The following is a 17,544-nucleotide window of genomic DNA, read 5'->3' on the forward strand; positions in this document are numbered from 1 at the left end:
AAAAAATCCTCATCTAAGTGGCAATTACCACCTAAATGAGGACTTAAGAGAACTGAAACATGACGCCGTTTAGATGCTGGTTATCCAGCCAACATCATCACACAGCGACTCGATCTAGCGGAAAGGAGGCGCGTACAGTAAGCCACCCTCTGTCCATAGCGCATTTTGACCGCGCTCTAGATTGAACTGTGAATCAGCCCCTAGATTACGCTCAAAAACTTCGCCATAGTTACCAACATGGGTAATAGCGCGAGCCATGAAGTCATTAGGAATCCCCATGTCTTCACCTAGAGTGCCTTCCTCACCCAGGAAGCGAGCGATATTGGGATCCTCGCTCCCGGTAAACTCACCGATGTTTTCAGAGGTGATACCAAATTCTTCCGCCTGGATGAGGCCAAAAGTCACCCACTTCACCACGTCAAACCAAGCAGAGTCATTGTTCACAGTCAAAGGCCCCAGAGGCTCCTTCGACATGGTGACCTCTAGCAGCACGTGCTCATCGGGGGTAGGCAGGGTACTACGACGGGCAACCAACTGAGATTTATCAGAAGTCATCCCTTCGCACCGACCCTCGTCATAAGCAGCGTATGCAGCATCTGCGTCTTGGAAGACAACGGGCTCAAAATCAACGCCTAACTTACGCATCTGGTCAGTCAGGTTCAACTCAGTTGTCGTTCCTGTTTCAACGCAAACCGCTCTGCCAGCAAAATCTTCCAAGGAGGTAATTCCACTAGCTTCGCGCACCATCATGCCTTGGCCATCGTAAAAGGTGGTTGGGCCAAATTCCATGCCGACTTGCGTATCTCGACTCAGGGTCCAGGTGGTGTTACGGGACAGCATATCGACCTCACCACCAGATAGCGCCGTAAAGCGCTCAGTCGAGTCAAGACGGCGATACTCTACGGCATCGGGATCATCGAACAAGGCTGCAGCCACAGCGCGGCACACATCCACGTCTAGGCCAGAGTAGGTACCGCTTTCATCAACAAAGCTGAAGCCAGGGATACCGCCATCAACACCACAAACGAGCTGACCTCGCTCTAGGACAGCTGCTAGACGGCTATCACCAGCCGTCGTTGTGGTCTCTTCACCATCAGCGGTAGCATCACCACCGCTGGCAGCATCATCAGTCGTCGGAGTAGCACAGGCCGTTGTTAAGGAAAGGGCCAGTGCTAGGCCGAGAAAACCCCACTTTTTCATTGGGTCACACCTCACTAACTTATCGTAATCACGTATTCATCTAGACCACTTGGGAATAAGCAGTCTATCTTTGCGTTGGAAGATCAGTTCAACATGGCATAACATTCCAACGCATGAAGAAATATTTTTGTATCTTAGGTCACTTTGTGAGGAGTGAGGGCATCGGCGACTGGAAAAAACCCGACTATAGTGAGAGCCCATGATGAGATTGCCAAGCATTTAGACAGGTCAAAATCGCGGCTGCTTTCGGAGCGGTATGGTGTCCGAGTTCGGGCTGGGAGGCTGGTTATGCAATGAGTGTAGGCTTCGTTCCTTACCATTGCCCCCGAGTCAAAGCAGTTCACAAGAGTCTGCATAGCGATCGCAATCGCTTTAAAGTCGATTTTCAGGCTCTCCAACTTATTGCCAATCGCGGTAGTGTCTACCCTGAGAAGAACCGATTGCCGCGTCAATAAAGCCCTGGTCATGTCAGCAGTATCGGCATCAGACAATTTTGCAGGTTGACTATCAGGTTGACTATTATGTTGTGCCCTTAACATTGGTCAGCAGGTCTTAATAATCAGTTTTGATAGGAATGCCGTGACGCTAATTTTCGTAATGGTGACGGGGCCGCCTCGCCTTTAAATATCAGGAAATATCAGGGCGTTACTTCAGAAGGTCGGCCAGTGGGCATGGGCATGACAGCTTTAACACTTAGCTCTGGGCGATGTCGCGAATCAGGGGAATGCGGCTACGGATGTAGCAGTTAAGGGTGTCGGCCTCCATAGAGTCTAGCGATCGCTCGCCAGAGACTTGGTCAATGAGCCAGTGAACTAAGCTGTTGTCGTCGAGGCTCAAGATGCGATGCCCTTGCGACTGCTCAACCAAAGTCCAAAACTGGCGCAATAGATGAGGATTCATAGAATAAATCTCTTAATGTTTGCTTTAGATTTCGAACCTGAATTCAGGTTACTGCATAGGTGAAATCACTTGCAGCGTTTGCAGTGTTTGTTCATCTTTATCGCGAAAGCGTAATGTTTGCCGCGAAAACATGTCATATTGCATCGAGTTGCAACAAATAAATCACAATGGCGCAATTAATCCTGGTTGTGCAGGAGGTTTGCTAACGCTGGCGTAACGTTTCCTTTGGGCATGAGCGCCAAAAAACGGAGCCGCAAATTATTGCCGCCCCGTCAACACATTTCACAATGCTCAGCCTTAGGATTCGGGCACTAGCTGAACAATTAATGCGCGGGTGTCAAGACTCTGCACCTTAGCAACGTCCTTGAGATCTTGAACAATGCGTTCTAGCAGCTCACGGGCGCGATCGCGGTGCTGGTGCTCTCGACCTCGCAAACGAATTTGAAACTTGACGTGATTGCCCTTATCAAGCCAGCCAATAGCTCGCTCGATCCGGATACCGTAGTCAGAATCGTCAACATTAGGGCGCAGCTTAACCTCTTTCATCGTCGGTTTAGAGCTCTGCTTTTGCCGTTTCTTCTGCTGATATTGGTGCTTGCCGTAATCGAGAATTTTAGCGACAGGTGTTTCCTTACCTTCTGATACCACGACTAGGTCAAGCCCCACTTCTTCAGCGATGCTGACTGCGTCACGAGTATCCATAACCCCACGATTTTCATTCTCGTGATCAATTAGCCGCACCTGTAGCGCTTTAATGTTGTGATTGATATTGGGCTGTTCGGGACGTACACGGCGATTGCTAAATCTTCTTTTAACGATAGCGATTTCCTCCAAAAACTCAGTATGGTGAAGTGTGCTTTAAAGATACCCTAAGCTTGTCCACCTTGCCATCTATCAACCTGTAGAGGTTCATGGAAAGCAAGGAAACACAATGAAAAGCGACAGACGGCTGGACGCTGGCCGGTTGTGAAAAATTGCGATCACAGGGGTATCTCATTGTGGCGACGAATCCTCACCTCAACGCTGTGCTGCCCGAAGCCATTTCTTAGGATCAAAAACTAGCTGCTATCTTTGGCAGCGAGCGGGATGGGGTCCACAGCGGGCGATTATCAGCTCAAAATCCCCATGGTGGGCTTTGCCGAAAGCTTGAATGCTCTGTGGGTGCCGCCGTTTGCCTGTACACCATGATGCAGCGGCTCAAGTCTTTAGGGATTGCCTGGGTCTACTCAGCGATCGCGAAGAACACCCCCTGCGGCTGGACTGGATTTGCCAGTCGGTACAAAATAGTGCTGCGCTCGAACGTCGCTATCGGCAATAAACAGCAACAGCCTTACATCCTGCTTCTATGGGCCAAACTTAATACCCGTCATCAATCCGACCAATCGAGCCAGGTTTGCAGCGACTGGGGACTCCCCATGGCACAATAGGGTCGCCTTGCAGTTCATGAGTCAGCAACTATGCGCGGCAATTCCAATAACCTTGCCATCATGATTGTGCTGAATATCGTCGGCGTCATGCTGGTCTTAGGGGCAATTCTAGTCGTGCTGCGTGGCTTAGGCTGGATACAGCAGATCCCCGAATACGTTACCTGGGCAATGTTGCTCCTGTCTCTAGGGATCGGTATCTTAGGCGGCATTCGCTCTGCTCGGTAATCAAACTGGTAATATGCGACGTCTTTCCTTGCCCAGTCGAATTTTTCTGTCTTTCTTAGGAGCGACCCTACTGGTGTGGGTGTTGCGAGGCTTCACGATCCTATCGTTCATTCCGGGCATTGTCCTCTGGCTGCTATTACTGCTCACCATCGGTGCCGGGGTGATTACGAGTCTGCAGCGGATGCGATAGGCGGCTGGTTGAAATCGTGATAGCCCCGCTGTAAATTTCCTACCGATTTCTAGTGGGCGGGCTTGGGCGCAAGTGCCGCAGGTGCTTCAAACATGACAGTCAGCTGGGTGTTCGGTGTTTGTCGACGCATTAGCTGCAACAAGGCATCAGCATCCTGATACCGCCGAAATCGTTCCACGACTGCGATTTTGGCTTCGGGTAACTGACGCACGATACACCAGGGCCGTAGCTGGGTTTGATAAGTCATGGATTTACCATTAATTAGGACAACGAACTGGCAACGAAGCGATCATCTTGGCGTTGGCCGCAAACCCGTTGGTTCGCTTGTATGAGCTTCAACTCCAAGGCGAATGACTCACAAAATAATCAGCCGCGGTGAGTTGAACAAGTGCCCCACAACGTCACCGTGCACCTGAAGAAATTGCGACCAAACATCGCCAGATCAGAGAGGATTATTACTCTGTCTTGGGATGGCGCTGATTGCCAATCAGAAAAACTCGGTCAATCACTACTGTCAACACTGAACCATTTTGGGCTGGAGCAGTAGCTGCGTAAAGACTAGCACTAAGACACTAAATAGATATGTGCTTTTGTATTTGTACACAAAATGTAGCGTTCACTCGCTGGATATGGCTCAACTCCCCATTGCAAAGTGGACAAGATTTTTTATGATTGCCACAAGCGATCTCAACTTGACTGGCTAAATCATCGTGGACGACGAACAAGACCAAGCGCTTCCAAACAATGCAGAAAACTCTGATCAGTCTGAGAAGCCCAAACGCCGCTCGCGCGCTAAGCGTGGCAAAAAAACCTCCTCGGCTATGCCCGCACTGCCCCCAGCGGCGGGCTCCATCGCGGGGGGCATTTATAAGGTCCAAATCTTCTACCTCGCCGCCCGCAACACTAACCCTAAAGCGCCCGTAAAAGACGCCTTATGGTTTGCGACTTACCCCATCATCCCACGAGTCGGAGATTGTTTATTTCACGATGGGGTTTATTACCAGGTTGAGCGCGTCTTTTTGTACGAAAATATGGGGCCAGGCTGGTACGCCGATGTCGAAGTCTCGTTTTATGGGCGACGGTAGAAATATGTGACCATAGCGGCAGAGTAAATGGGATGCTAGCCGTATGTTGAGGGGTGAAGTCGCAGGGTTGACTGCGGCGTTTTTGTGGGCACTATCGACGGTGATTTTTGGCCAATTGGGCAAGTCTCTCAGTCCACTGGTGTTGAATTTGGCGAAAGGGGGGATTGCGATCGCCCTGATTATCTTGACGCTCATCGTTCAGCAAAATTTGCAGCCCCAGTTGCCGCCTGTCGCGATTTTTTGGCTGATGCTGAGTGGCGTCGTCGGCATTGGCTTAGGCGATACGGCCTATTTCAAATCGATTAATCATTTTGGGGCCCGGCGAGCCCTGCTGATGGAAACGCTTGCGCCACCGCTCACGGCCTTAATGGCGCTGATTTTTTTGCAAGAGAGGTTGGGCGCGATCGCGTGGGGTGGCATTTTGTTAACCGTCGGCGGCATTGCCTGGGTCATTTCGGAACGGGTGCCCACGGCGGAGCAGCATTCTCTTAATCTCAAGGCGGGGCTGATCTGGAGTGTTTTGGCACAACTCGGGCAAGCCAGCGGAGCGGTGATGTCTCGCGGGGCCTTGGCCAACACCACGGTTGATCCCCTGTGGAGTGGTTTGTTGCGGATTACAGCAGGCGCGATCGTGCTGGTGATTTTGGTCAGCAGTCGGGGCGCGATTCGTCAGCAACTACGGCCCTTGCGATCGCGACAACTCTTGCCTCTGCTCGGAGTAGCCGCTTTTTTGGGCACCTATCTAGCCATTTGGTTACAACAAATTGCCTTCAAATTTACCCCTGCTGGCATTGCCCAGGCCCTGTTGGCGACCAGTCCACTGTTTGTGCTGCCCATTGCCGCCAGTTTGGGCGATCGCGTGACTGGCCGCGCAGTGGGTGGAGTGGTGATTGCGATCGCGGGAATTTGGCTGCTCATCGGTGCATCGTAATTTCAAAAGGGTAGTGATCACCCGAATATTCAGGAGGCCACCCACCGCAGAGATTCCCAATCGGTTACGTTACGATGAAAGTGTAATGGCTGCGCAGTAGCCACACCGGCTACCAGTCTAACCGTTGATATATCTGGGGATTAACGCATATCGCCATGGTTCAAAAAGTCCAAAAATCTAAGCAAGAGTGGAAATCGCAACTCACACCTGAGCAGTATAAAGTCACCCGCGAAAAGGGCACCGAACGAGCCTTTACTGGGGTTTATCACGACAACAAAGAACCCGGTACTTACAAGTGCATTTGCTGTGGCACTGAGCTATTTCGTTCTGACGAGAAGTTCGACTCCGGCACTGGCTGGCCGAGCTTTTGGGAGGTGGCCAATACCGAGAACGTCGAAACTGAGACGGATCGCACCTTTTTTATGGTGCGGACGGAAGTCCACTGCGCTAACTGCGAAGCCCACCTGGGCCACGTCTTTAACGATGGCCCCGCCCCGACGGGTAAGCGTTACTGCATTAACTCGGCCTCATTAGATTTTGAGAAAAAGTCGTAGTGATATTGCTTTGCCCGGCCAGTCGTTGTGGGGGCGATCTCCCCCGCAGAAAACCTCTCCAGTATCATGAGTGCTAATCGCAGCCATTGCGGTGCCGGAGAGGTTTTTAAGCTGTGCGAACTGACTCTAAACGCCTGGCATTTAAGTTGATGCTGCTTGTAACAGTGACGCTGTGAAAGCTTTGACTGTGACCCTCTTCATTGAAAACGATCGCGATGCAACTCAACGCTGATGTGAGAGGGCACGGATATCCGCTGCTGTGTCTACACGGTCATCCGGGGAATGCCGCTTGTATGCGGGTGTTCACCGAAAAACTGTCCCAGCGCTACACGACGATCTCGCCAGACTTGCGGGGCTACGGCCATAGCCGCATGGCGACACCGTTCACGATGACCGATCATTTAGCGGACTTGAACGACCTGCTCGATCGCTTTGATATTCAGCAATGTTTAGTTTTAGGATGGTCTCTGGGCGGCATTTTGGCGATGGAACTGGCGCTCCAGCAACCTCAGCGAGTCGCCGGACTCATGCTGTTGGGCACTGCCGCGCGCCCTCGGGGCAATCATCCCCCCATCAGTTGGCAAGATAACGCGCTAACGGCGATCGCCTCGCTAATTAACAAAGCCGTTCCCGGTTGGCAGTGGAACATTGACACCTTTGGTCAGCGATCGCTCTACCGCTATCTAATTCAGCAACATACCCCCCAGGCTTATCAACGACTGGCCGATGAAGCGTTTCCAGCTTTTTTGCAAACTTCTCGGCATGCCCAGCAAGCGCTGAATCAAGCCTTACGAGCGGGCTATGACCGTCTTCCCGAGTTGGAAAAGATTGCGGTGCCGTCTTTAGTATTGTGTGGCGAGTGCGATCGCCATATTACCGCTCGCGCTAGCCAAGAAACTGCTCAACACCTGCCCCACAGCAGCTTCAAGCAATATCCCCAAACCGCGCACCTCTTTCCCTGGGAAATTCCCAAGGTCGTGCTGGCAGATCTAGAGCATTGGTTACAAACCCACTTTTGACCTGATCTGTGCGGGCTCACTCCTAATCTTCGGCGAGCCTCTGACAAGACTTACATCTAAAGCGATTACGCCTTTTCGCGAGCCCGTATACTAAAGGCACAAGCTGGCAGCACAACGCTGGGAGTAAGCGATGGAATGGCATGTGAGTGACGCCCAAAGTTTAAGAGTGATCGATCGCGAAATCGGTGATCACATGTTCACTCCGTCAGAATATGAGCTCGTACGTCGTGTGATCTATGCCACCGCCGACTTTGAATTTGCCTCGCTGATTCACTTCTCAGAACATGCTCTGACCTCAGGTGCAGCGGCCTTGGCTGCCCGAACGACGATCGTGGTCGACGTCCCCATGGTGCAGGTCGGCATTGCTCCCCCGATTCAAGAAACGTTTGTGAATCCGGTCTATTGCAGCATGGATGCCCTCACCCGTCCGCAAAAGGGTAAAAGCAAAACGGCTTGGGGCATCGAGACTCTAGCCCAGCGCTATCCCGAAGGGATTTTTATTGTGGGCGAATCCCAAACCGCCCTGGAATCTCTGGTCGATTTGGTTGAAAACAATCTAGTTCGACCGGCATTAATTATTGCGACTCCAGCAGGCTTCCTCGATGTCGATGTGTTGAAAGACCGCCTCCAAGACACTATGGTGCCTCACATCAGCATTAATGGCCAAAAGGGCAATCCTGTATTGGCTGTGGCAATCATGACGGGGTTAATTGATTTGGCCTGGCAGGCTTACGGCAAAGCCCCCAAAGCTATGTAAGGGATCTGCAGCTCAACGATGACTCTCATCAACCTTTTAGCTTAGGGAGTTGAGCGGAGTCGAAACTCGGTCTGTAGGTATTTTATTGGCAAGCGAGATCTCCTCTCTCTACACTGGGCAGGAGAAACGCTGTCAGCCTGATGCAGCGAAATGTGATGCCATCGTTTTGCGACGCCTGATGGCAGCGCAGGCTGGAGCGATCGCTTTCCCATCAGGCTGACAACAAAAAGCGGCGTAGCATTGCCACGCCGCATCTGCATTAGATTTAGTGAATTAGCCATTAGCCGTATCGAAGTTATTCGATAATTGTCGGTGCCACCAAAGAGGCAGTGCGCTCAGGCGATGCGATCGCACTAAACATGGGCTGACTAGGCTGATCCGCAATCAATACCATGGTGTCTTGCACCCGGTCTAGCACAGCGACCGTCTTCGCATCGTAAGTCTGAGTTGCCACCTTGGGATATAAGCCAATCCCAATGACGGGTACCAGTAAACAAGCCGCGATGAAAGACTCACGGGGACGAATGTCCAGCATAAGTGGGGTTTTCTCGATGACCTCACCCGTGTTGCCGTAGAAGATACGACGCAACATCGTGAGCAGGTAAATCGGCGAGAGCACCACACCAATCGCCGCGAGCACAATAATGCCGACCTTGAAGGTCAAAGTATAAGCATCGCTAGTGGCCATACCAAGGAACACCGCAATCTCGCTCACAAAACCACTCATGCCAGGCAATGCCAGGGAAGCCATCGCTGCTGCCGTAAAGAAAGCAAACGCGGCAGGCATCTTCCGGGCCATTCCGCCTAACTCGTTCATGTCAAGCGTGTGCGTACGCTCGTAAGTCACACCAGAGAGGAAGAACATCACCGCCGCAATCAGACCGTGAGAAATCATCTGTAAAACTGCGCCGCTGATGCCCACTGTGGTGAAGGCGGCAAACCCGATGAGTACGAAACCCATGTGAGCGATAGAGGAATAGGCCATGCGACGCTTCAAATTATCTTGACCGAACGCATTCAGCGAAGCATAGACAATATTCACGACGCCCAGAATCGCTAAGAAGGGAGCGGCGAAAACATGCGCATCAGGCAACATATCAATGTTCATACGCAAGATGCCATATCCAGCCATCTTCAGCAGGACGCCTGCGAGAATCATGGAAACCGCTGCGGGTGCCTCACTGTGAGCATCGGGCAACCAAGTATGGAAAGGAAAAATCGGCAACTTGACACCGAAGGCCACAATCAAACCCGCATAAGCAAATAATTGGAAGGGCAGAGAGTAGTCTTTGAGGGCGAGATCAGTGAAGTTAAAGCTGACCGTATCCCCATAGAAGGCCATGGCCAGCGCCGAAACCAAAATAAAGATGGAGCCGATCGCCGTATAGAGGATAAACTTCGTTGCTGCGTAACGACGCTTTTCGCCACCCCAGATGGAGATGAGCAAGTAAACGGGCACTAACTCGATCTCCCACATGAGGAAGAACAGCAAGATATCTTGGCAGAGAAAAACCCCAACCTGCGCGCTGTACATCAACAACAGCAAGAAATAATAGAGGCGGGGTCTAGTCGAAATATTCCACGAGGCAAGGATGGCTAGGGTGGTGACGAGACCGCTCAAAATTACGAGGGGCATCGAAAGGCCATCGGCGGCAACCGTCCAGTTCAAACCGATTTGCGGTACCCACTGGTAAGTCTCAACCAATTGCAGGCCAGCATCTTGTAGAGAGTAGTAACTGCCAAATGTAAAGAGGATGAGGGCGAACTCGGCCAGCCCTGCGGCTAAGGCGTAGCTTCTGACGACTTTATTGTCATTACCGGGGAGGAAGGGAATTGGCAAACTTGCCAGAAACGGAAAAAGGACAATCGTGGTTAACCACGGAAACTGCTCGCTAATCATGACATTCACGTGAGTTCTACTGAACAAGTGCACATAGAACGCCGGTCTAGGAGTTGTCTAGCTCAAGGCTGATGGATACATCTGAGCAATGCATCGTCTCATTTTCGCAGCGGCCTTACCTAAGCAGTAAAGGTCGGAGGAGAGTCAGCAGAGGATTCTCAAGACTGTTGAAAATCGCGATGACTAGGCGAACCAACCGGGGAATTCAAGGTGAGCATTTCTACTCATCCAATGCATGGCCTTAGTATAAGCAACTTCATTAACTTTTGCGAAGGGAATCTTACGGAAATTGCCAGAAAAACATCCACATCACAATCTCTGCTAAGGATGCTCAGCGTAGTGCCCCGCATTGATGACAAAAAGCAATGTGACTGACCACTTGAGATTATGTAAACAAATATCAAGTGCGTCCATTGGAATAACGTGGAAATGACGCCAATTATTCGTTAGCCAAAGTTTTTTGTTGTGCGGCCATGGTGGGCTAAGCGTTTGCCGCTAAGTCTGGAAAGTGCCTGTCCGTATGGGTCTGTGGCTCGGGATGCCTCGGACGCGTATGGGAATCAAGATCGTCAGCGATCGCAAGGTTTGGCATGAGTTTATTTTGCGAGTAGAGCAATTTTCGAATGGAACGAATTCTGGTGAGTGGCTGCTTGCGTGAATGTTGATTTACACAATCGATTTATAAGTTTCAGTCGGAGCGTGGTGACGGTGAAGTTTATTTCTCCCGGGGAAATGATCTCGTTCGGTGGCGCGATCGCGGGTGTAAAAATCGAGACTCATGAGTCCCTCTCCCAATCTGCCACCCTCTGATCTCAGCCCAGTCGGTAAGCCGGACGAAGCTGCCTAGTTCTTGAGCCGCGATCTGATCACAGTTGGTGCTGAGGCCAACTTGATGCACAATTGGCTCAACTTATGGTGCGGTCAAAGGAGTGATGTCATGTTGAGTTGGGACAAAACGCCTGCCCTGGCGACCATTCGGCAATGTCGAGCCTGGGTAGAGATTGATTTGCAGGCACTTCAACATAACGTGCAGCAATTGACTCAGCACATTGGGCCAAGCACGACGTTGATGGCGGTGGTCAAAGCCGACGCTTATGGACATGGGGCGATCGCGATCGCCGATGCCGCGTTGGCGGCAGGGGCCGGCTGGCTCGGTGTGGCGACAGTGCCCGAAGGGGTGGAACTGCGAGAAGCAGGCATCACTGCGCCCATCATGATTATGGGGGCGATCAACAGTCCTGAAGAGGTGGCCGCGATCGCGCGTTGGCGATTGCAACCCACCCTCGTGTCACCCAAGCAAGCCCTCGTTTTTTCAGCAGCCCTGGCAACAGGCAGTTCTGAAGTCTTGCCAGTCCATCTCAAAATTGATACAGGCATGTCACGGTTGGGATTTCCCTGGCAGCAGGCGGCGGAGTTTGTGCAATTTGTGCAGCGACTACCGCGATTACAAATCCACAGTGTTTATTCGCACCTGGCCACGGCTGACGATCCCAACCCGACCGTGATGCGTCAGCAGCATCAGCGTTATGAAGCTGTTTTAGCGCAAGTGGCGGCGCAAAATGTCACCTTGCCAAAACGGCATCTCGCCAACTCTGCTGCGACCATGACTGATCCAACTCTGCACTATGACATGGTGCGGGTTGGCCTGGCCCTTTATGGGTTGTATCCAGCTGAGCATCTGCGATCGCAGTTGGCTCTGCGTCCGGTGATGCAAGTTAAGGCCCGGATCACCCACCTCAAAGAAATTCAGCCCGGCACCGGGGTCAGCTATGGTCATACCTTTGTGGCAGAGCGCCCCATGCAGATCGCCGTGGTGGGCATTGGCTATGCCGATGGCGTGCCCCGCGCCTTGTCGAATCGGATTGAGGTGTTGGTGCAGGGGCAACGCGCGCGTCAAATCGGCAGCATCACGATGGATCAGTTGATGATTGATGTCACCCATATTCCGCATCTGCAAGAGGGGAGTGTGGTGACTTTATTGGGGCAAGACGGGGAGCAGGAAATTGGGGCCGACCACTGGGCCACGCTCACCCACACGATTTCCTGGGAGATTTTGTGTGGTTTTAAACATCGGTTGCCTCGGATCACCACGGCGCTCTCGATACCGCCATTGTCGCCCTCGGAGTCGAGTGAGTGGCGCGATCGCCCTTAGAAGGTGGCAGAAGAGATCGGCGGGAAAAGTCCGATCCCGGCAATGATGGGTAGGTAAATAGGGGAGTCGGTAGGATCAATTCAAGCGAGGATCCGGTACTTTTGAGGGATGGGTAAAGGCTGCTCCCGATGTCTGGCGTCAACCGGCTGGGGGCACGGTAAATGCGGGGCGTCAGGTCGAGTTCGATCAGCGAGTATGGCCCGATACTGTGGCAAACTTAGCGACAGGGATCGCTTGGCTTTCCCGTCTCAGCGCCACGACTGTTCATCTGTTAACTCTCACCGTTCCTAATGCCGCCAGTTAGTCCACCCCAAATTCTGCACGAGCTGGTTGCCCGCTCTGGACAAAGTCATCAATCGCTGCAATTCGCGACTTACATTAGCGCCTATCAATATCTCAAGCTGTATGAGCTGATGGCGCAGTATGCCCCGCCGGGGGCATACGTGCTGGACTGGGGCACTGGTTCCGGGCATTTTTCTTATTATTTAGTGCGATCGGGCTATGCCGCTAATGGTTTCGGCTTTAGTGACGGGCCGCTGTTTTGTCAGGCGTTCAGTCAGTCGGAGTATCGTTATCAGACTGGGAGTCCGGAGCAACCGATCGCTCTCCCGTTTGCGGACGCCACTTTCGATGTCGTTGTTTCCGTCGGTGTTTTAGAGCATGTGCGGGAAACGGGGGGCGATGAGTTGGCGAGCCTGAAGGAAATTCACCGCATTTTGAAGCCCGGCGGGCATTTCATTTGTTACCACTTTCCCAACCGCCATAGCTGGATCGAATTTTTAGCGCGACGGACCGAGCGGTTTTCCCATCCTTATTTGTTTGATACCCAAGACATCCATGCTCTGGTGGGAGCAACGCCGTTGCAACTGCAACGCTGGGGGCGCTATGCTCTGCTGCCCCGTAATATCTGGCAAACCGGGCTGGCTCGTCACCCGCGCTGGGGGCCGATCGCGGGCACTCTATACAACCAACTAGATCAGCTCCTGGGGCGGTTGCTGCCGTTCATTTGCCAAAACTATTACTTCGTGGCGCGTAAACCTGACGGTGGGTGAGCGGGTAGGTGCAGCTAGAAAGGCCCCCGACGATTGTGTCAGACTGAACTGTAGGTGACTGAACGTCTTGCCAAATGGCCAACCAAAGGGCAAAGCGATCGCCCCTGCCACTTGTAGTTTTTTCCCGCAGAGTCTGATGACGGTTTACGACATTTTGCAAGCGACGACCCGCGAGCGCGTGAGTGACGGCACCCATACCCCAGTGCTGTCGGATGACGGCTGGGCGAAACGTACCCTCGTGCTGATTTGGCCTCAACTGGGCGATTTTGACAGCCTGGAATATGCCTGGTGGCTAAGGCGCGACTGGGAACGGTTGCAGGCCGAAAAGATTGCCGTCCGCGCTGTGGGTATTGGCGATCGCACCTCGGGGCAAAAATTTGCCGAGTTCACCCAGTTTCCGGCGGACTGTCTGTGGGTCGATCCGACGGCGACTTTGCATCGCGACCTCCAACTCTATTCAGGTCTGACCATTGACTGGCCGATCTTGCGTCCTCATCAAGCCGCCTGGGTGAATTTGATGTTGATGTGTGCGGGCATTGCGAGTCCGGGCACCTTGCGCGAAGTGTTGCGGGGCTACACGGGCGATCGCACCGCCCCCCAACTCATTGGCGATGAGGAAACAGTTGACGACACGCCCTTACCCACGATGAAAGGTTCGTTTTTTCGTTGGGCGGGAGGCAGCGGCTTCCAACGTCCATTTGAGTTGGCCACGTTACGGCTGCGCAACATGACGGAAGTGTTGAACCACTGGTCTACCTATGTGCCCGATGCCCAGTACATGACTCAGCGCGGCGGTACCTTCTTGTTTAATCAAGCGGGCGACCTGTTATACGAATATCGCGATCGCGGCATTCTGGGCTTTGCTGAAAATATGAGCGATCCCCTTAGCTTTTTGTGGGGCAATGCTCCCCCGCCGCCCCACTTGCCGACTGATGAGACTCACCACAGCAGCGATCGGCCCTCCTCCATCGTCTAAGGGAGGTGCCGCCAATAAAAGTCCCATCCATCCACTCATCCACTACCCTCAACCGGGGTGGTATTTTCCCGCTAATTCCTAAACTGCCGGCTCGATGCAGACGCCGCTTTTCGCATCACCCGTTGTCTGCCGGATCGCTTAATTCAAGCGGTTAATCGGTATGGATGCGGTTTTCCTCACGGGCTGAATGCGATAAAGCACAGTAGAGTAGAATCGAAGAATTTGAAACTGCACTCAGTCAAAGGAGAGAAGACTCAATATGGCTCAAGGACAAGGATTTGGCATTCCAGGCATTGGCAAAATGAAGGAGTTGGCTGACGCAGTCAAAAAAGCGCAGCAGATTCAAGAAGGCGCGAAACAACTGCAAGAAGACCTCGAACAGATGGAAATCGAGGGGCAAGCGGGTGATGGTTTAGTGAAAGTCTTTGTCAGCGGCAACCAAGAGCCCCGCCGGGTCGAAATTGCCCCCGACGCCTTGAATGAGGGCGCGGAGGTCTTGGCCGATTTGGTCAGTGCGGCGATGACAGATGCTTATCAAAAGTCGACTGACACCATGCGGGAACGGATGGAATCATTGACTGGTGGCCTGAATCTGCCTAACTTGGGCTAACTCCACGATAGATACAACGGCCCTCTAATCCGCTCAATGCCTAAGGACCTCATCTGGTGCGCGTTGGAGGGCGTGGCATCGTTTGGCTGATCTGATTCCGCCCAGCCATGGCAATTTCGATTCGCGAGAAGAGTTATGACCACCCGCCTGCTGTTTGTCTGCTTGGGGAATATTTGTCGATCGCCCTCCGCAGAAAACATCATGAACCATTTGCTCCAGTCTCGTAGCCTCACCCACCGCGTGAGCTGCGATTCTGCGGGTACCTCTAGCTATCACATTGGCAGTCCCCCTGATCGACGGATGGCCCAAGCTGCCCGACAACAAGGCATTGAGTTAGTGGGGCAGGCTCGGCAGTTGCAAGTGGCTGACTTTACAACGTTTGACTGGATTTTGGCGATGGATGATGACAACTATCGCGACATCCTCCGGCTAGATGCCCAAGGCCAATACGCCCATAAAGTGAAAAAGATTTGCGATTTTTGCCAGCACCATACCGATACCGAAGTGCCTGACCCCTATTACGGCGGCGCGGAGGGCTTTCGCTATGTGATTGATTTGCTGATGGATGCTTGTGAAGGATTTTTAGACGAATTACTTCAGGAAACAGTTCCGAGAGACGTGTAAAGGTGAAAAGAGTGCCTGGGTGCCTGGGCAAACTGGCGAAGCATGGCACCGCTGAGGGGGCAGACTTAAACCGTCGATCTGGCACAGCTATGGTGGATGTAGGCGATTGGTGGAGAAAACTTGGCGTGGGGGTGGGCACACGAGTTAGCCGTGCGATCGCCCTTGCCGGACTGGGGGTATGGGCCACAGCGTTACCGGCTCACAGCGCGGAAACCATTATCGTCAGCTACGGTGCCCTCGAACGCCGCATTCCGATCGCCGATTTAGAAGCGTTTGCCCAGGGTCAAGACTTGAGTCCGCAACTGGTCACCTATGCTCGCTATGCAGAATTAACTGAGTCCGATCTGGTCGCCTTGCGAGATATTTTGACTAAGCGAGCCGAATTGAGCCACGTCGATTTGTCGCAGTTTCTCTACACCGCTCAGGGCAAGACCTTACTCGAACTCCTGGGGGGCATCATCCAGACTCCGGCGCGTCAATCAGGCTTTTCCGCGATTCGGGCGGGGGTGATCCTCGCGGCAGCCGATGACACAGCAGGATTATCGATCCTCAATTTTCTGAAAAAGTATCCGACCCCTGGCATTCGAATTGACTTGGCCCAAGGCCTATCCGTCGCTGAATCGGTGTTCGTAACTTTGGATCATGCCGAGCGGGCGTTTACCCTAGTCCATGCCCTGGCGGCGGAATCGGCCCAGCAAGCTTCGCCAGAGAGCATCCTTGCGACTCAGCAACTGCTGTTCGAGTTGCCCCGTTTTGATGTCACCCAAGAACTGATTCGGCTGCCCGCCCGACAAGTCGAAGCCACACTATTTTTGCCGCAGCCGCGCCTATCGGGGCAACCCTGGCCGGAGGAAATTCCCGTGGTGGTCATCTCCCACGGCTTGGGCGATGGACGTACCAGTTATGACTATTTGGCGAACTTTTTGGCCGAGCGTGGGTTTGCGGTCGCGTCTTTAGACCATCCCGGCAGCAACAGTCAACAGATTGCCCAGCTATTGGCCGGTCTCTCCCCAGAGCTGATCGACGATCGCGAGTTTGCCAACCGGCCGATCGACGTGTCTGAACTGCTCGATGAGTTGACTCAGTTCGCGACGACCCGGCCTGACTTCCGCGATCGCCTCAATACCGACAATGTAGGGGTCATTGGTCACTCCTTTGGGGGTTACACCGCTTTGGCCCTGGGTGGGGCGACCTACAGTCCCGATTCGTTGTCGCAGGCGTGCGAGCCGCAGCCCGACTATCTGAACCCGTCGTTATTACTCCAGTGCCAAGCGTTTGGAGTAATGGACGAGTTTCAAAGGTTTAGGGACGATCGCGTGCGGGCGGTGCTGGCCGTGAATCCGGTGGGTCGGGACATTTTTGGACCGTCTGGATTTAGCAACATCAGCGTGCCGACGATGATATTCAGCGCCACCGATGACACCGTCGCGCCGGCCCTGCCAGAACAAATTGAACCCTTTACCTGGCTGCAAACCCCCTCGCGTTACTTGGTATTGGCTAGCGACACCACGCATTTTTCGGTGATTGACTGGGATCCGACGAATGAACCGCTGATTGCAGTGCCAGAGGGACTGTTGGGCACCAGTCCAGAATTAGCGAAAGACTATTTGCAAACCCTGTCTCTGGTCTTTATGTTGCGCCACCTGCGGCAAGATAGTCGTTATGACTCGGCGCTGACCGCCCAGTTTATTGAAAGTTCGGTGGTGCGATCGCCCTTAATGCCCCTCAGCCTGATTAACAATTTGCGGGCCGAAGCCCTCGATCAAGCGATTAATGGCGACGACTTGTTGACCGATCTCCGGCCAGCGCGATCGTCCAAGCAGAAGCGCATTTGGGCCGATTCCGCTAATTCGCCTCGGTAAGGAACTTGCGCGCAAAAAAGATCCCCATGAGCCGAGTTTCGACTCCGCTCAACTCTCGATACTGGTAGGTTGAGCGAAGT

At 53.0% G+C, this 17,544-nt stretch carries 19 protein-coding genes; 14 read left to right on the forward strand and 5 right to left on the reverse strand.

Features of this window, described 5'->3' with window-relative positions; translation table 11 throughout:
- Positions 1-114: 114 nt before the first annotated feature.
- The 3 genes from JUK32_RS02465 to infC all read right to left on the reverse strand — a co-directional run bounded on the left by JUK32_RS02465 (position 115) and on the right by infC (position 2,934).
- Entirely contained in the window at positions 115-1,200 is a 1,086-nt protein-coding gene (locus JUK32_RS02465) for an amino acid ABC transporter substrate-binding protein (protein ID WP_204137265.1), read from the reverse strand.
- Positions 1,201-1,893: 693 nt separating this feature from the next.
- Positions 1,894-2,100, reverse strand: a complete 207-nt coding sequence (locus tag JUK32_RS02470) for a hypothetical protein (protein ID WP_204137266.1) — start codon at positions 2,098-2,100, stop codon at positions 1,894-1,896.
- A 297-nt stretch (positions 2,101-2,397) separates the two neighbouring features.
- A complete protein-coding gene (gene infC, locus JUK32_RS02475) occupies positions 2,398-2,934 on the reverse strand; it encodes a translation initiation factor IF-3 (protein ID WP_239112250.1) in 537 nt (178 codons plus the stop codon).
- 323 nt (positions 2,935-3,257) lie between these two features.
- On the opposite strand from infC, the gene JUK32_RS02480 reads away from it, so the two are divergent.
- Genes JUK32_RS02480 through JUK32_RS02490 form a run of 3 tightly spaced genes read left to right on the forward strand, consistent with a single transcriptional unit; the run spans position 3,258 to position 3,942 of the window.
- Positions 3,258-3,527, forward strand: a complete 270-nt coding sequence (locus JUK32_RS02480) for a hypothetical protein (protein ID WP_204137267.1) — start codon at positions 3,258-3,260, stop codon at positions 3,525-3,527.
- Positions 3,528-3,557: 30 nt separating this feature from the next.
- Entirely contained in the window at positions 3,558-3,752 is a 195-nt protein-coding gene (locus JUK32_RS02485; protein ID WP_204137268.1) for a hypothetical protein, read from the forward strand.
- A gap of 13 nt (positions 3,753-3,765) precedes the next feature.
- Positions 3,766-3,942 (forward strand): hypothetical protein, encoded by a 177-nt coding sequence (locus JUK32_RS02490; protein WP_204137269.1) that lies wholly within the window; start codon positions 3,766-3,768, stop codon positions 3,940-3,942.
- Between the two features lie 49 nt (positions 3,943-3,991).
- Here the strand turns inward: JUK32_RS02490 and JUK32_RS02495 are convergent, their stop codons facing one another.
- Positions 3,992-4,189: a hypothetical protein gene (locus JUK32_RS02495; protein WP_204137270.1), complete on the reverse strand. Its 198-nt coding sequence runs from the start codon at positions 4,187-4,189 to the stop codon at positions 3,992-3,994.
- Positions 4,190-4,763: 574 nt separating this feature from the next.
- On the opposite strand from JUK32_RS02495, the gene JUK32_RS02500 reads away from it, so the two are divergent.
- The 5 genes from JUK32_RS02500 to JUK32_RS02520 all read left to right on the forward strand — a co-directional run bounded on the left by JUK32_RS02500 (position 4,764) and on the right by JUK32_RS02520 (position 8,288).
- Entirely contained in the window at positions 4,764-5,027 is a 264-nt protein-coding gene (locus tag JUK32_RS02500; RefSeq protein WP_044150338.1) for a hypothetical protein, read from the forward strand.
- Positions 5,028-5,070: 43 nt separating this feature from the next.
- Positions 5,071-5,958, forward strand: a complete 888-nt coding sequence (locus JUK32_RS02505; RefSeq protein WP_204137271.1) for a DMT family transporter — start codon at positions 5,071-5,073, stop codon at positions 5,956-5,958.
- Between the two features lie 155 nt (positions 5,959-6,113).
- On the forward strand, positions 6,114-6,512 hold the full coding sequence (gene msrB / locus JUK32_RS02510; protein WP_204137272.1) for a peptide-methionine (R)-S-oxide reductase MsrB: 399 nt from the start codon (positions 6,114-6,116) through the stop codon (positions 6,510-6,512).
- A gap of 215 nt (positions 6,513-6,727) precedes the next feature.
- Positions 6,728-7,531 (forward strand): alpha/beta fold hydrolase, encoded by an 804-nt coding sequence (locus tag JUK32_RS02515; protein ID WP_204137273.1) that lies wholly within the window; start codon positions 6,728-6,730, stop codon positions 7,529-7,531.
- Between the two features lie 130 nt (positions 7,532-7,661).
- A complete protein-coding gene (locus JUK32_RS02520) occupies positions 7,662-8,288 on the forward strand; it encodes a precorrin-8X methylmutase (RefSeq protein WP_204137274.1) in 627 nt (208 codons plus the stop codon).
- A 295-nt stretch (positions 8,289-8,583) separates the two neighbouring features.
- Here JUK32_RS02520 and JUK32_RS02525 read toward each other — a convergent pair whose 3' ends face one another.
- Positions 8,584-10,188 carry an NAD(P)H-quinone oxidoreductase subunit 4 gene (locus JUK32_RS02525; protein WP_204137275.1) on the reverse strand — a complete coding sequence of 535 codons (1,605 nt, stop codon included), beginning with the start codon at positions 10,186-10,188 and terminating at the stop codon, positions 8,584-8,586.
- 937 nt (positions 10,189-11,125) lie between these two features.
- Here JUK32_RS02525 and alr point away from each other — a divergent pair.
- From alr to JUK32_RS02555, 6 genes are all read left to right on the forward strand, one after another.
- Positions 11,126-12,340: an alanine racemase gene (gene alr / locus JUK32_RS02530; protein ID WP_204137276.1), complete on the forward strand. Its 1,215-nt coding sequence runs from the start codon at positions 11,126-11,128 to the stop codon at positions 12,338-12,340.
- 290 nt (positions 12,341-12,630) lie between these two features.
- Complete coding sequence (locus tag JUK32_RS02535; protein WP_204137277.1) at positions 12,631-13,392, forward strand: bifunctional 2-polyprenyl-6-hydroxyphenol methylase/3-demethylubiquinol 3-O-methyltransferase UbiG; 762 nt, start codon at positions 12,631-12,633, stop codon at positions 13,390-13,392.
- Positions 13,393-13,528: 136 nt separating this feature from the next.
- A complete protein-coding gene (locus JUK32_RS02540; RefSeq protein WP_204137284.1) occupies positions 13,529-14,368 on the forward strand; it encodes a peroxiredoxin-like family protein in 840 nt (279 codons plus the stop codon).
- Between the two features lie 259 nt (positions 14,369-14,627).
- Entirely contained in the window at positions 14,628-14,978 is a 351-nt protein-coding gene (locus tag JUK32_RS02545; protein WP_204137278.1) for a YbaB/EbfC family nucleoid-associated protein, read from the forward strand.
- Positions 14,979-15,113: 135 nt separating this feature from the next.
- Entirely contained in the window at positions 15,114-15,602 is a 489-nt protein-coding gene (locus JUK32_RS02550; protein WP_204137279.1) for a low molecular weight protein-tyrosine-phosphatase, read from the forward strand.
- A gap of 11 nt (positions 15,603-15,613) precedes the next feature.
- Positions 15,614-17,464 carry an alpha/beta hydrolase gene (locus tag JUK32_RS02555; protein WP_204137280.1) on the forward strand — a complete coding sequence of 617 codons (1,851 nt, stop codon included), beginning with the start codon at positions 15,614-15,616 and terminating at the stop codon, positions 17,462-17,464.
- Positions 17,465-17,544 lie beyond the last annotated feature (80 nt).

This window comes from Halomicronema sp. CCY15110 (genome assembly GCF_016888165.1).
Taxonomy (GTDB): domain Bacteria; phylum Cyanobacteriota; class Cyanobacteriia; order Phormidesmidales; family Phormidesmidaceae; genus Halomicronema.

Coding starts and splice junctions, on each gene's coding strand:
- JUK32_RS02485 (WP_204137268.1), top strand. CDS start 3,558: ATGCGCGGCAATTCCAATAACCTTGCCATCATGATTGTGCTGAATATC.
- JUK32_RS02545 (WP_204137278.1), top strand. CDS start 14,628: ATGGCTCAAGGACAAGGATTTGGCATTCCAGGCATTGGCAAAATGAAG.
- JUK32_RS02520 (WP_204137274.1), top strand. CDS start 7,662: ATGGAATGGCATGTGAGTGACGCCCAAAGTTTAAGAGTGATCGATCGC.
- JUK32_RS02535 (WP_204137277.1), top strand. CDS start 12,631: ATGCCGCCAGTTAGTCCACCCCAAATTCTGCACGAGCTGGTTGCCCGC.
- JUK32_RS02525 (WP_204137275.1), bottom strand. CDS start 10,188: ATGATTAGCGAGCAGTTTCCGTGGTTAACCACGATTGTCCTTTTTCCG.
- JUK32_RS02465 (WP_204137265.1), bottom strand. CDS start 1,200: ATGAAAAAGTGGGGTTTTCTCGGCCTAGCACTGGCCCTTTCCTTAACA.
- JUK32_RS02505 (WP_204137271.1), top strand. CDS start 5,071: ATGTTGAGGGGTGAAGTCGCAGGGTTGACTGCGGCGTTTTTGTGGGCA.
- JUK32_RS02470 (WP_204137266.1), bottom strand. CDS start 2,100: ATGAATCCTCATCTATTGCGCCAGTTTTGGACTTTGGTTGAGCAGTCG.
- JUK32_RS02490 (WP_204137269.1), top strand. CDS start 3,766: ATGCGACGTCTTTCCTTGCCCAGTCGAATTTTTCTGTCTTTCTTAGGA.
- msrB (WP_204137272.1), top strand. CDS start 6,114: ATGGTTCAAAAAGTCCAAAAATCTAAGCAAGAGTGGAAATCGCAACTC.
- alr (WP_204137276.1), top strand. CDS start 11,126: ATGTTGAGTTGGGACAAAACGCCTGCCCTGGCGACCATTCGGCAATGT.
- JUK32_RS02550 (WP_204137279.1), top strand. CDS start 15,114: ATGACCACCCGCCTGCTGTTTGTCTGCTTGGGGAATATTTGTCGATCG.
- JUK32_RS02540 (WP_204137284.1), top strand. CDS start 13,529: ATGACGGTTTACGACATTTTGCAAGCGACGACCCGCGAGCGCGTGAGT.
- JUK32_RS02500 (WP_044150338.1), top strand. CDS start 4,764: ATGCCCGCACTGCCCCCAGCGGCGGGCTCCATCGCGGGGGGCATTTAT.
- JUK32_RS02495 (WP_204137270.1), bottom strand. CDS start 4,189: ATGACTTATCAAACCCAGCTACGGCCCTGGTGTATCGTGCGTCAGTTA.
- JUK32_RS02515 (WP_204137273.1), top strand. CDS start 6,728: ATGCAACTCAACGCTGATGTGAGAGGGCACGGATATCCGCTGCTGTGT.